This is a genomic window from Mucilaginibacter sp. Mucisp86, from assembly GCF_047324315.1.
Lineage (GTDB): Bacteria > Bacteroidota > Bacteroidia > Sphingobacteriales > Sphingobacteriaceae > Mucilaginibacter.
This window is the reverse complement of the sequence record NZ_CP168503.1, coordinates 5,269,152-5,284,287: the sequence shown is the minus strand read 5'-3', so window position 1 is coordinate 5,284,287 and position 15,136 is coordinate 5,269,152. Positions and strand designations below refer to the sequence as shown.

The following is a 15,136-nucleotide window of genomic DNA, read 5'->3' as shown; positions in this document are numbered from 1 at the left end:
ATGAATTATTACGATGAAGTGACATGGTTGCTTTTAATAAAAATTAAAGACAGATGAGGACAGTTGATTTTATTGTTATAAATAGCTTAGTTACCTGTATAAGCTTTATATCAAAGCAGGGTAATTCCCCCCGTTTAAACCCATTTACGCTATCCATCTCCATGAAAAACCTACGCAGTAATTTCCGCTTCATTATTACCAGCATTTGTTGCATATGTTTATGTTACCTCTCCTCCTATAGTCAAACTTTTTCAGTTAAAGAACCGTCAACGCCGCGGATCGTCAACATCGTTAATTTCATCCGCTTGCTTGAACCGCGGGATTCGGCTATTACAGAGGATGTGTTATACCAAACTGTGGTGAAACAGGTGGAGATTATGAAGAAGTATAAGCTTGGCGGTACTTTTCTGTTGCAGTACGATGCACTGATCGATCCGCGATATCAAAAGTTGCTGAAAGCTTTGCCCCGTAACTCATTCGAAATTGGCGCATGGTGGGAAATTCCCCAACCCCAGGTTGAAAAAGCCGGCCTCAAATGGCGGGGCCGTTATCCGTGGGATTGGCGCGCAAACATCGGCTTCTCTACCGGTTATACACCTAAAGAGCGCGAAAAGTTGATAGATGTTTACATGACCGACTTTAAAAAAGTATTCGGTTATTACCCCAAATCGGTTGCGTCATGGTTTATTGACAGCTACAGCCTTGAGTATATGTATCAAAAATATCATATTGTAGCATCGGCCAATTGTAAGGATCAGTATGGTACAGACGGCTATACTTTATGGGGTGGTTACTGGAACCAGGCTTACTATCCCAGCAAGATCAACTCATACATGCCCGCCCAAAATGCAGCCAACCAAATTCCGGTACCTATTTTCAGGATGCTCGGCAGCGATCCGATAAGGCAGTACGATAATGGCCTTGGCACAACACGCCAGGGTGTGGTGACCTTAGAGCCTGTTTACAAATTTGGAGGCGGCGATGCCGACTGGGTAAACTGGTTCTTTAAATCGTTTACAGAAGATAAAGCACTTGGCTTCAATTATACCCAGGCTGGCCAGGAAAATTCTTTTACCTGGGATGCCATGGCTAAGGGCTTCGAAATCCAGATGCCATTGATAGCCCGGTTAAGAGATGAGCACAAGATCAGGGTAGAAACCATGGAAACTTCGGGCCGTTGGTTTAAAAAACAATACAAAGTTACTCCGGCAACATCATTCGCCGTAAGTCATGACCTTGGCGAAAGTGATTTGAAAACCGTATGGTTTAACAGTCGCTTTTATAGGGTTAACCTGATATGGAAAAAAGGTAATCTCCGCATCCGCGACCTTCACCTTTTTGATGAAAATTTCCCGTCAGTTTATACCAAACAGGTAGCAACCTCAAACGAATGCACATTTTTCACCCTACCGGTGATAGACGGCTATATCTGGAGCAAGCCCAGTCAGATAGCTGGATTAAGGCTTAACGCATTAGTTAACGGCAAAGAAATTCCTTTAACAGGTAAAGATCCGGTTTATACCCATCCAACAGCGGAAAGTCTTCACATATCGTGGCCACTCACATCGTTTAAAGGTACTTTTGAAATCGACCTGAATGAAAAACAGCTATCAATAAAACTGGTAAGCACGCAAGTTGATAACTGGTATTTTGATATGACCACAGCCTCCGGAGCGAAACTGCCTTTTGAAACTATTAGAGATAAACAAGTTAACTGCAGTTTTGAAGGAACTCCGTACGTTTTCAAAGCCACCAAAGGGATATTCTCCGAACCGGGGAACGGAATACTATTTCGACTAAAACCGCAGGCTAATACAATTGCTTTTGACCTTTCATCAACCAAAAAGAATTAAGGCTTAGAAAATTCGCCAAAATGCCAAAGGATCCCGGACGGGTCATGCAAAAAACATTCCCTCCCCCATTGTTCTACACGGATGGGGGTTAATTTTACACCGGCATATTTTGAAGGTAGATCTAAAGCCAGCAATTCGTTCCAGTAACTGGCAACGTCATCAACTTCCAGAAACAGCATCGTATTATCTACCCAATCTTTAACATAGGCGTTTTGAAGATAAAATGCCAGCTGCCCGGTCTTAAACACCGACATGTTAGCATCTAATAGAACTTCTTCAAAACCCAATTCGCGATAAAAACTGCGTGAGGTTTCAAAATCCCTGGCACCAATGAACGGCCTGAGCGATACAGCTTTGTGTTGCATACTACTGATTTTAAATTCAAACCAGTAACCTGCCTAAACGGAAGGCAGGTTACCGGTTAATTAAATACTAATATACTTTATGGCCACTGATTCTCAAACAATCACTTCACCTTAGCCTCCCGGATCAATTTTTTTGCTGAGATAAAAAAGTAACCAGTGAAGCAAACTCATCAAATGATAATGCATTGGCAAGGCCTACAGGCATCATAGACGTTTTTAATTCCTTACGGGTAAGCACATCGCTTGATTTAATGGTAAATACGTCCCCGGTGATGTTTCTCATCACTATTTTCTGGGCCGACTCGTCTGTAATAAATCCCATATAGTTTTTGTTGCCTTTAGCTGTTATCATCACAGTGGCAAATCCTTGCGAAATAGAAGCGCTCGGTTTTAAAATGGATTCGGCGATCTGCTGACGGTTCATGATCGAGCCGATCTGCCCCATGAACGGACCTTTTAACTTTTCGCCACGGGTGAGGCTATGGCAGGCAACACAACCTTGTCGTGTAAAGAGCGCTCTCCCTATTTTGGGATCTCCTTTAACTTTGGCCAACATCAACATCACATCCTCGATTGATGTATTACCGATCTGTCCTTTTTTATTCAGGATCTTTGCCAAATCCACTTTAGCTTCTTTTGGCGCGGTATTTTTTTCTTCTCCTCCAAATGCTGTAATACCCATTTGATGGCGCTCGTTCAGATCAGCAAAAAACTGTTTACCTGTAGCGCCGGCTTTGCTCCGCTCCAGTGTCAGAAACTTTTCGATACGCGGTGAAGCATCCCAGGTGATCCCTTTGTAAATAGGGCCATGTGAATCTGGCCGGGTTCCCCACCACCATGATGCATCGTAAGGTGCTTCCTGCTTGTAAAGGCGGGCAAGTGTTATCAATATCTGTTTCTTTGTTTTTAGATCTTTAACTTTTGGATAAGCAGCAATTAAACCATTTACTGCTTTAGTATCGTACATATAACGTAATGCCCACAATGCCAATGTTGAATTGGTTGTACCGATTGCACTAACACATGCATCAACCGCATTCATACTTACAAGCGCCCTGACAGCCAGGTGAGGCAATATTATGGCCGAATTGGGAGTGGCATGCGGGCCCTCTGTATTTTTAGCGGGCGCTACAAAGCTTGCAGGCACTTTGGTTTTCAGCAATTCGGAAGCCGCCTCTAAACGTCCAAGGCGTCCCAGGCCTATAATTGCAGCAGCCTGCACGCGCGGCGACGGATCTTTTAAACCACTTAAAAAAGGAGCTATCGGTACCTGTGCGATACCATCTTTCCTATCGGTTAACTCACGCAACGCAAATTCCCTCAATGCATCATCCAGAGCAAGTTGTACAAGATTAGCTATCCCACCTTCCCGCGCAATTTGAGCATAGGTAAAAACGCCTGCTACCCTTGCGTATAATGGCGCTCCCTTGTCTGACGCTATTGCCAAAGCAGCCCTGGCACTTTCCTCTGCCGGTCTTGCAATAAGCTCCTGTGAAGCATTTAATCTTGCAACGGCACTTTCTGATTTTAACATACCGGCTAAATCAGCTACCGACATCGCCTTAACATCAGGAAAAGCTTTATATGTCCATCCGTTCGGTATCGCCCTGATAACATATCCCTTTGATGCACTGCCTGAGTACCCGGCGCCATCCCAGGCCGAAAGGTAGAGCCTTCCTGATCCATCCACGTCAAGGTCAGTGATCTGTGGCAATTCAATAAATGGCTCTTCTGCCTGTGTAAAACTGGCGCCATCCGGTTTTACACGGTTTATATAAAGCTCGCTCCGGCCCCAATCGGCCGTCATGGGTACATGGTTATATTGCGCCGGCCAGGTAGGTTCATCCATAAACAGCGAACCAGTGCCCGAACCACCTCCTAAATCAACCAATGCAGGCAAAATCTCGTCGGTAAAATGCTGAAAAAGCAAGGGGTAACCATATTCGCCCGATTGGATATGATGCGAAAAACGGATGTTCCAGCCGCCTCCATCATTAGTATTATCGCGGGTAAATACGTTCATATACGGATCAATGGCAACATCATAAATATTGCGTGTGCCGTGTGTATAAACCTCCATTTCTTTGCCGTTTGGCCTCACCCTTATAATACCGCCGCCAAGCATGGTCAGTTTTTTACCATCGCGATCTGTTGCATCATGAAAACCAAAATCGCCTACAGCTATATAGATCCATCCGTCAATGCCCATGCGGATACCATTGGTTGCGTGATCTGTACCGCGTTCGGCAAGCATGTGTGCATTACTTAAATGTTCAATAAGTGGTTTTGGCGGCCCATCGGCTATGCCGTCATGATCTTTATCTTCAAAAACTTCGAGGATCATGCCATTTGCTTTACCGGTTTCTTTTGAAAAAACGGTATGAAGCACAAAGACCTGGTCGCCCATGATGAGGATGCCCCGCGGATCGTCAACATCGGCAAAATCTGTATGCTTATCCAGCTTACCATCGTTATCGCTGTCTATAAGTTTAATTATCCGACCTTTCCCCGGGTCTTTACCCAATGAGCCAATCATATCAACCCCAACAAATACCTCGCCAGTAGCAGCCACGGCCAAACAAGCCGGACTTGGTGTAAGATCAGGCCCTGCAAACCTGGTAATTGTAAAACCGGCAGGCCAATGAAGCGAGTCGCTCTTAGAATGATTTAAATCTTGCCTTTGAGCTGAAGCTAAAACACTGAACTTTGGTCCATTATCGCGGATGTTTGCAAAATATTTGAACGTTAATAAAAAGGAGATACAGAGAAACAGGGATAGGGAAAACTTTAACATTGTTGTTTATTGGTTATAGGTCAAATTTAAAATTGCTTGGGATATTTTCATTGTTTAGGGATCCGCTTTTCGGCTGTTAGTTGCTGTATTACCGCGGCTAATTGCTTAGGATCATGCGCATATTTTTCAAGGTTAACAATTTCTACCTTTCTAAACTCAACGGGATGGCTTTCGCTTTGTAAAGAAATTGTTCCGCTCTTTAGCAGCGCACCCTCTTCTGCTCCGCCAACCGGATCCAATTGAGGGCGCTGATAGCGCAGCACCTCTTCTCCGTTTACGTAATGTACCACCAGCGAATCGCCCAGCACTAAAGCCTCTACCCTAACCCATTGATCACCATGAAAGGTTGCCGATTTTGAGTCAAGGCAATGACTTTTAACAACCGAGTTATCAAGCACATATTGCGTCCCCGGGGTACACACATTAGCTGTCGGTCTCTTGTCTTTACCGTTTCCTCCCAGCAATTGTACCTCAATTGACACGGGGAAATCCTGATCGAGCCCCATTGTTTTAGGATCTTGTCCATGGATCATAACGCCGCTGTTACGGTATGCCCATCCGGGCCCGTCTTTTACCTGGTTGCCGGTAAAACGATATTCCACACCGATCAGGTAATATGAAAAAGGTTTTTTGTAAAATAAATGACCAAACTGCTCATCAAATTTTTCATACTGATCATAATTCACCTGGATTTTATGATCAACAACCCTAAAAGTGTTGCCAAAATTTTCATTTAACTGATGCTTCCTGATCTTAACAGTCCAGTCCTTTAAATCCTTTCCGTTAAAAAGCTGCTCCCATTTCACTTTCAATTTCGGGTCGGGGCTTTTAAGCGCCAGTAACATTGGCAGGCCCGATAAAAATACAATATTCAGTATCGAAAAAAAGAGTCCACGTTTTTTCATAGCAGGTTATTTTGATATGTAACTATAAGTTTACTGTTCTAAAAAGAAAAAGACAGGTCGATATGCAGGCCCAATTGGTTGTTAAATCAAAAATGCAATAATTGAATCAGAAAAAAGGGGGGTAAAGCCTTAAATTTAAGGGGGTAAAATAAATTGCCAATCCAAACAAGACAGCTAACTATCAGTTAGTATATAAACAATTAGCCTATGAGCCCATACCATTACTCTTATCAACAGCGCCACTTTGCATTAGCCTTCCTCCTACTCTGTAACATTATCGTTCGGAGCAAAAAACACAATCCTTTTACGGATGATTTTGATATTTTTACCTACCAATTATTAACTAATAATTCATAATGTATAGCAGGATAAATACTGTTTTAAATCCGAAAGTATACTTTAGTTTCCTGTTCCTTTTCATTTATCTAAATGCTTTTAGCTTCACCTCCGGGCAGCCTGTACGGTATCTTGGCATTGAAAACGGATTATCAAATAATGCAGTCACCTCCCTGTACCAGGACCAATACGGCTTTATATGGATGGGCACTTATGACGGCTTAAACCGTTACGATAGTAATGAATTTAAGATCTACAGGAATGAGTGGAATAACAATAAATCGCTCCCATACAATCACATCAGCGCCTTAAACGGTTTTGGTAATAAAGTATTAATAGGCACCCAAAGGGGACTTGTTTTTTATAATTATCAGGACTCCTATTTTTATCCGGAATACTTTCAGGAACACAGCAGCGGGGTCCGGTTTAAGATAGCTTCAAATATCAATGTTATTGTAACCGATAAAGAAAACAATGTATATATCGGAACTGATGAACTTGGATTATTGCGATATGATAAAACAAGGAAGCTATACCTGCAAGCGGGCATTGCTAAACAATACAATTATAGTGTAAAAGCAATATGCCCAACCCGTGCGGGTGTTTGGGTGTTTATAAAAAACAAAGGGCTTGGTTTTTATGATCCCAAATTTGAACATATAAATATCATTAATAGTCAGCTCAATAGTGCCAGTTGCCTGCTTACAGATAAAGCGGGCAATGTTTGGATTGGCACCGAAAACGGTTTGTTTATATTTAACGGTAAAACACAAACTATCAACAGGTTCCATGCTATTGCCAACAAACTTACAAGCGACAATATATCCAACCTAACCCTCGACGAAAAAGGTAATATATGGATAGCCACAGACGGCGGAGGCATCAATATTTTAAATACAGATAATGGCAAACTAACTTTCATTACCAACGGCAATAAAGAAGGTTCTCTGCGTAGTGGAGCTGTTACTACTGTATTTCATGACCGGGAATCAAGAAAATGGATTGCAACCCTACGTGGAGGGGTTAGTGTTGTTGATTATTTCAAAAAGCCATTCGCGCTATATAACAATGATCCTTTCAACAAAAACAGTGTGATCAACAACTTCATCCTTTCCTTTTGCGAAGATGAAAAGCATAACCTTTGGATAGGTACCGATGGTGGCGGGCTTTCTTACTGGGATATTAAAAATAATGTATTTACGGGCTATACCCATGCATCAACCGGCGGAGGCCTGAGCTCTGATTTTATTGTGAGTATCCTGAAAACATTCGACAATAAAATATGGGTAGCTTCCTTTAACGGCGGTATTGATAAATTTAATAAAGCCACCGGGCAATTTAAGCACTACGGTTGCTACAATACATCAACCCAAACCTCCGATAAAAACTTTTGGAAACTTTATGAAGATTCGCACCGTCATTTATGGGCGAGTACTACAAGGGGCGGCCCGTTATATCTTTATAATTATAAAAAAGACCTGTTTGAACTATTTGATGAAAAGCTGGTTAACATACACTGCATATTTGAAGATAGGAACAGGACATTGTGGGCAGGTAATTATACCCGGCTTATAAGAATTGATACTGTAAGGAAAAAGCATCGTTTTTTTGATGTTGGCTATGGTATAAGAGCAATTGCCAACGATAATTCAAATCATTTGTGGATAGGAACCGAAGGCGGCGGTTTATTGAAATTTGACATTAAAGATATGGGTTATGTAAGGTATACCAAAGCCGATGGCTTACCGAGTAATTCAATCCTGAATATCCTCATAGACAATAAGCAAAACTTATGGTGTAGTACTTATAACGGCCTAACCAGGTTTTCTCCGGCAAAAAACAGCTTTACAAACTATATCGTTTCCGACGGCTTACAAAGCCTCCAGTTTAATTATAATGCGGCTATCAGGATGCAATCGGGGAATATGGCATTTGGAGGCATCAATGGGTTTAATATTTTTAACCCCAACAGTATCGAGGTTACAGATCATCACCCTGATCTTCGTATTACGGGCTTAAAAATTGACAATTCAGAGGCCGATGGCTCAAGCGAACTGTTAAAAAATCAATCTGTGGCCGATCTTAAAACCATTAAACTTAATTATTCGCAAGCTGCACTCACCGTTCATTACACAGCCATTGAGTATTCGTTTCCTGATAAAATTAATTATGCATACTATCTTGAAGGCTGGGACCACCGGTGGAATTACGTGGGTAAAACCCTATCGGCCAATTATACCCATTTAGACGAAGGTAGTTATACACTCAGGATCAAAGCAACCGATACAAGAGGAAACTGGATGCCGAAACAGATAAGTATCCGGGTTGTTGTGTTTCCGCCATGGTACAGAACGTGGTGGGCCTACGGATTATACCTGACTGTCTTTTTGGGATTGATATACCTTTATTTCCTTTACCGCGAAAAACAGACCAAGCTTAAATTTGAAGTTAACCTGGCCAACTTAAAAGTTGAAAAGGAAAAGGAACTGAATGAAAAGAAACTCGCCTTTTTTACCAACGTTTCGCATGAGTTCAGAACTCCTCTTACGCTTATTATTAACCCTATCAAAGATTTGCTGGATAAACATAAAAGCCATTCGGATGAACTTAAAATAGTGTACCGAAATGCACGCCGCTTATTGGGGTTGGTTGATCATCTGTTGCTGTTTCGGAAAACCGAAAGCGAAAATGCACAATTAAGCGTAAGCGAGATAAATTTTGCGCGCGTTTGTGAGGAGGTGTTTTCATGCTTTGTACACCAGGCTAAAATCAAAAAGCTGAACTATACAATTGAAACATCAAGCCCCAATATTGCTGTATTTGCCGATATAGAGAAAATTGAGATCTCATTATTTAACCTGATCTCCAACGCTATTAAGTTTACGCCAAATTATGGCACCATCAAAGTTTTGGTAGAGGAAGACGACACACACACTTACTTTAAAATAACGGACAACGGTATTGGTATCAGCGCCGAAACCGGCGATAAGCTGTTTGACAAATTTTACCAGGTAAAAGATAATAATTACTTTAAAAAAGGGTTCGGTATTGGTTTATACCTGGTTAAGATGTTTACTGATTGCCATAAGGGTACAATAAATTATATAAATAATAAAAACGGCGGAACCACTTTTACGCTAAAGCTGCTAAAAGGGATAAAACACTTTTCGCCAGATGAGATAAATGTTGTAGCAACTCCTGATTACAATTTTGTGAATGACCTTATAGATCATGACAGCAAAGACCTTGTAGAACCCCATAATGAATTGCAGAAACTTGAACTCTTTAGCCAGGAAAAGCACACCATTGTTGTTATTGATGATAATGAGCAGATAAGAGCATATATCAAAAAGATATTTTTTGCCGATTATATAGTCCTCGAGGCAAAAGATGGCACAATTGGTCTTGAGCTGATTAAAAAGTACATCCCAGACCTGGTCATCAGCGACATTGTTATGGATGGGATAAACGGGTTGGATTTGTGTAAAATGATTATGGAAGATACCGCCATAAAACACATCCCGGTTATTTTGCTCACCGGCGATACCACACCCGATATCATGGTAAAAAGCCTTGAACAGGGCGCAATTGACTTTTTGCGAAAACCATTTGATAAAGAAGTGCTTACAGCCAGAGTTAAAAGCGTACTGAGAAATAAAACCAAACTTCAGCAATACTTTTATAAAGAAGTTACCAGAGAAAACATCGCCATTAATATTTCGCGGGAAAATAAAGACCTGCTCAACAACTGTATTACTGTTATTGAGCAAAATTTCAACAGCGATAACTTTGATGTTTATGCCCTGGCCGATGCAATAGGTATCAGTTACCCAACATTATTTAAAAGGATCAAAAGTACTACGGGACAATCAATTAATAACTTTATCAGGTTTGTTCGCCTGCGTAAAGCTGCCGAACTCCTGATCCAAACTAATTGTAATATCAATGAGGCCGCAATACAGGTAGGTATCAGCGATATAAAATATTTCAGGGAACAATTCAATAAACAATTTGGCGTCAACCCTTCCGAATTTATCAAAAAACACCGGGCTAATTTTCAGGTTTCATACCGTTTAAATGAATTTGAAAAACCTCCGGTAAATTAAATACCTGTTTTGTTATATCGGATTAGGCAGCAAAAAACCCGGTAGTTCATTAAAAAAAGCATCAAATGGATTAAACCAAATTTCAACCCCTTAAATTTATGATTTTGCCCCTGTATCGCGCTTTAAAATATGCCTTATTTTGTTTGAGTACAAAATCAAATACCACATTTAAACGTATAATTATTTTTCCGTTATGGTCACCAAAATAATCGCTGCTGCACTGCTCATATTTGTTCCATTTACGGGTAAATGCCAGCAGGATACCGTGGTCGGCTATAAATTGGTTTGGGCAGATGAATTTAACAGCAATGGCCCCCCCAATCAGGATAATTGGGGATTTGAATCAGGGTTTGTACGTAATAACGAAGGTCAATGGTACCAGGAACAAAACGCAGTTTGCCGCGGTGGTAAACTGATCATTGAGGCACAACGGGTGCACCTGCCAAATCCGGAATACGTGCCCAACAGTACCAACTGGAAGCAGAAACGGCAATTTATAGATTATACATCATCGAGCATTAATACCAGGAATAAGCACAGTTTTCAATACGGCCGGTTCGTTATGCGTGCCAGGATCACTACCGATGCCGGACTGTGGCCGGCCTTTTGGACCCTGGGGATGGAAAAACCCTGGCCATCTAACGGAGAAATCGACATCATGGAATACTACCGGAATAAGCTTTTGGCTAACATTGCCTGTGGCACGGAGGTACCCTATAAAGCCAAATGGTATAGCAACGCCAAACCGCTGAACACCTTTAAAGCCAATTGGAGCAAAAAATTCCATATCTGGCGCATGGATTGGGATCAAACCTCAATTAGTTTGTATGTGGATGACCTTTTACTTAACCGCGTGGACCTGAAAGATTTGGTTAACCAGGATGGCAGTCAATTTAACCCTTTTATGCAGCCTCATTATATATTACTTAATCTTGCCATCGGGGGCGACAATGGCGGTGATCCATCCGAAACAAAATTCCCTAAACGTTTTGAAGTTGATTACGTACGGGTATATCAAAAAAAATAAAATCCCGGAGAATAATAAGTTTAGCTTACTGCCCTTAAAACCTGTCATGTATACATTATTCCAAGGCGAAAATGATACATTAAAGACAATTTTATGTTAAACAAGTATCACTTCATGGATTTTATCCCCTTTTTTTTACAGCTTTGCCCCCTTTTTTTCCAAAAAAATAGCGCTTAATTGTGATAACCAATTAACGCAGGCTATTTGTTATAACCCTTGCAAATATTATAACAGCCTATTTGTACAGATTTTTCATTTATTAAAAGTTAGCGTCCTGGCGCTGTGAAATAATATAGCTTCTTGAGTTTAAAAAACCACAGCTATAATTATTAACGCCGGCTTAAAACAGGAAGCTGCCACTGTTCTTTGAAATTGCTGCTTGAATTTCACCCTGAATTTAAACTGTGACTTTAACAATTACTACCTATTAACTCATTTAATAACCTAAACAAAAAATAATGGCAAAACAGAAAAACTAAAAACAAAAACGGACCATGATCCAGACGCATTAACTAATGCCAAGTTTTAATTTTTAATCACTCCCAATTATGCAATATTTTTTACCTGATAAAATATCTTTGAGAAGAAAACCCGGATCAGTAGTTTTATCACTGATCCTGCTGATAGTTATGCAAACGAGCAGCTATGCGGCAACTGCCTTTAACTCATTTAGCGGAATAAAACTTAACCGATATGCTGCTGCTGTACCAATTAAAGGTAAAGTAATTGACAAAACCACCGGCGAAACCATCATCGGTGCATCTGTAAAGATCAAAGGAACCAGTGTGGGCGCTGTTACCGATGTAAACGGCAGCTTCACCCTTAATGCCGAACCTAACGCGGTACTGATCGTTAGTTATATAGGCTATGAACAGGCAGAGTTTCCACTTAACGGACAAACCTCGTTAACCATCAGGCTGCAGGTAAATGCAAAGAACCTGAATGAAGTTATCGTTGTAGGTTATGGCACGCAGAAGAAAACATCTTCAACCGCGGCCGTATCCACCATTCAAACTACCGAAATTGCAAAAAAACCGGTAGTTAACTTAACCAACAGTTTGGTTGGCCGTGCCTCTGGTTTAATCATTACCCAAGGGAGTGGCGAACCGGGTTACGATGGTTCTAATATTCTGATCAGGGGTATCGGATCATACGGCGGCAGTTCCCCCCTGCTTGTGGTTGATGGTGTACCACGTGATTTCAGCCGCCTTGACCCCAATACCATCGAAAACGTATCCGTGTTAAAAGATGCTGCCGCTGTTGCTCCATACGGTGTGGCCGGTGCAAATGGTGTAATCCTGGTGACTACCAAAAAAGGTAAATCGGGTAAACCAACGTTAACTTATAATGGTTACTACGGTATTCAGAATCCAACTAAGGTGCCAACATTTGTAGGCTCATATGAGTATGCTTTGCTGCGTAACGAGGCCAATGCCAATGATGGTCAGCCACCGGCATACACAGCAGATGATATTCAAAAATTTAAAGATCACTCAGACCCTGACGGGCACCCGGATGGCCATCCTTTGCAACAAATTATCCAAAGAAACCGTCCCATCACCTATCATAATGTTACCCTATCCGGCGGTACCGATGATATTAAGTATTTTGCTGCATTAGGGTACACACACCAGGCCGGTATGTGGGATCCAACCTATCTTAACAAGTACAATGGTTCGTTAAATTTAACAGCAAATGCTACCAAAACCACTACCGTATCCTTATCGGTTAACAGTTATGTGGAAGACCAGCACTTCCCGTCGCAAAGTGCAGGAACCATCATAGGGCAGGCGCAGCGCCAGGCCCCAACCACCCCCATTTACTATAGCAACGGCTTATGGTCCGGCTATATCGGGCAATCGCTTATCGGCGAAATTTATCACAGCGGTTATCAGTTCAACGAAAACACAGCGGTACTATCCCAATTTACCATTGACCAAAAGCTTCCTATTAAAGGTTTAAGCCTGAAAGGTGTGCTCAGCTACGACAACGGGCCCGATCCCTTATTCACAGGAAATCAAACTTCGTTCCAGCGTATTTACACAACCCCGATACCTTTTTATAATGTGGATGTAACTACTACTCCCTACACTTATAAGCAGGGTATACAGGGTAATTCAAAGGCTACATTTTCTGAAAACTACAGCCAGAACCATACTTTAACTATCCAGGGATTGTTATCTTACTCAGGGTCTTTTGGTAAAAGCGATATTACTGCCTTAGGCGTGTTTGAAAGCCGCCGGGTAAAATACCAAACATTTGGGGCCACTAAATATAACTACAACCTTGACATCGATGAATTGGATTTTGGCGGCCCGGCAGCAGCCGATGCAACCAACTTTGGCCGTTCAAGTGGCCAAAAGCAAATTGGTTATGTTTACAGGGTAGGTTATTCGTACGATAAAAAATATCTGTTTGAAGCAACGGGCAGATATGATGGTAGCTATTTATTTGCTCCCGGACACCGTTATGGTTTCTTCCCGGCTTTTTCTGCAGGCTGGCGCTTGTCTGAAGAAAAATTCATCAAAGATAATATTACCTGGATTGACAATTTAAAACTCAGGGCTTCCTGGGGTAAATCGGGTGCCTATCCAAGAATAAATGGGGCCATTCAAACTTATCAGTATCTTAACCCTTATAATCCCTACGCAAATTCTGCCGTTTTGAATGGCAGTGCAACACAGGGCATCAATGAGGCACTACAGGGTAATCCAAATATCGGCTGGGAAAAAGCGACTAAAACAGACATTGGATTTGAAGCCACCTTATGGAAAGGCTTATTAAGTATTGAAGCCGATTATTTTTATGAAAAAAGGGGGAATATGCTGGTAAGTATCGGAAATACGTTACCTGGCGAATATGGCCTCGGTGTAGGGCTTGTAAACGGTGGCATTATGAGCAACCATGGCATCGACCTTACATTGCAAAGCTCACATAGCTTTTCAAAAGATTTAAGGTTAGACGTTACAGGTACCTTTACCTTTGCAAGGAACAAGCTATTACAGACCTACGAAAACGGTGCAACAGCGAACAACCCTAACAGAAGACTAACAGGCAGGCCTTTTAATACCATATTCGGATACCAGGCCTTAGGTTATTTTAAAACGACAGATTTTAACCCGGATGGAACGCTCAAAACCGGGTTGCCGGTTCCTTCTTTCGGGCCGGTTAAGCCAGGTGATATCCAATATGCTGATTTAAGCGGGCCGGACGGTAAACCGGATGGTAAGATCGATGCTAATGACCAAACCGTAATAGGCCATCCAAATACCCCGGAGATCATCTACGGTCTGGAGCCGAGACTTACATTTAAAAACTTCGATCTCGACGTTTTGTTCCAGGGGTCGGGTAACAGCAACATCGTTATCAGTAACTACTTTGCTTTCCCTTTCAACGCTTCCGGTTCGGCCTCCCAACTGGTATATGACGATCACTGGACGCCCGCTACCCCAAATGCCTTATATCCAAGGGTTACAGGCACGCCAACATCAAATAACACGCAAACTTCGTCCTGGTTCGTCAGAAATGACTCTTATATCCGCTTAAAAAGCTTTGAGCTTGGCTACACACTGTCAAACAAGCTGTTGAAAAACAAAATCCAGTCAATCAGGATCTATGTTGCCGGGCAAAATGTAATTAACTATCTACCGCATGTAAAAGAGATCATTGATCCTGAAAACAGCGGTAGTAATACCAATTACTACCAGCAGCGTGTATTTTCATTAGGTTTAAACGCCACATTTTAACTAA

At 41.7% G+C, this 15,136-nt stretch carries 7 protein-coding genes; 4 read left to right on the top strand and 3 right to left on the bottom strand.

Annotation, left to right across the window (positions count from 1 at the left end; genetic code table 11):
- Positions 1-161: 161 nt before the first annotated feature.
- A complete protein-coding gene (locus tag ACEN9X_RS22250) occupies positions 162-1,853 on the top strand; it encodes a hypothetical protein (protein WP_413667218.1) in 1,692 nt (563 codons plus the stop codon).
- Here ACEN9X_RS22250 and ACEN9X_RS22245 read toward each other — a convergent pair.
- The 3 genes from ACEN9X_RS22245 to ACEN9X_RS22235 all read right to left on the bottom strand — a co-directional run bounded on the left by ACEN9X_RS22245 (position 1,850) and on the right by ACEN9X_RS22235 (position 5,917).
- Positions 1,850-2,218, bottom strand: a complete 369-nt coding sequence (locus ACEN9X_RS22245; protein ID WP_413667217.1) for a glyoxalase — start codon at positions 2,216-2,218, stop codon at positions 1,850-1,852. The two genes, ACEN9X_RS22250 and ACEN9X_RS22245, sit on opposite strands and share 4 nt — an antisense overlap.
- Positions 2,219-2,342: 124 nt before the next feature.
- Positions 2,343-5,012 carry a hypothetical protein gene (locus tag ACEN9X_RS22240; protein WP_413667216.1) on the bottom strand — a complete coding sequence of 890 codons (2,670 nt, stop codon included), beginning with the start codon at positions 5,010-5,012 and terminating at the stop codon, positions 2,343-2,345.
- A 47-nt stretch (positions 5,013-5,059) separates the two neighbouring features.
- The gene (locus ACEN9X_RS22235; protein WP_413667215.1) at positions 5,060-5,917 is read right to left on the bottom strand and encodes a DUF1080 domain-containing protein; all 858 of its coding nucleotides are present in this window, start codon (positions 5,915-5,917) and stop codon (positions 5,060-5,062) included.
- Between the two features lie 356 nt (positions 5,918-6,273).
- Here ACEN9X_RS22235 and ACEN9X_RS22230 point away from each other — a divergent pair, with 356 nt between their 5' ends.
- The 3 genes from ACEN9X_RS22230 (at position 6,274) to ACEN9X_RS22220 (ending at position 15,132) form a co-directional block, all read left to right on the top strand.
- Positions 6,274-10,359, top strand: coding sequence for a two-component regulator propeller domain-containing protein (locus ACEN9X_RS22230; RefSeq protein ID WP_413667214.1), 4,086 nt, complete (start codon positions 6,274-6,276; stop codon positions 10,357-10,359).
- 193 nt (positions 10,360-10,552) lie between these two features.
- Positions 10,553-11,386 (top strand): family 16 glycosylhydrolase, encoded by an 834-nt coding sequence (locus ACEN9X_RS22225; protein WP_413667213.1) that lies wholly within the window; start codon positions 10,553-10,555, stop codon positions 11,384-11,386.
- A gap of 548 nt (positions 11,387-11,934) precedes the next feature.
- The gene (locus ACEN9X_RS22220; protein WP_413667212.1) at positions 11,935-15,132 is read left to right on the top strand and encodes a SusC/RagA family TonB-linked outer membrane protein; all 3,198 of its coding nucleotides are present in this window, start codon (positions 11,935-11,937) and stop codon (positions 15,130-15,132) included.
- Positions 15,133-15,136: the final 4 nt, after the last annotated feature.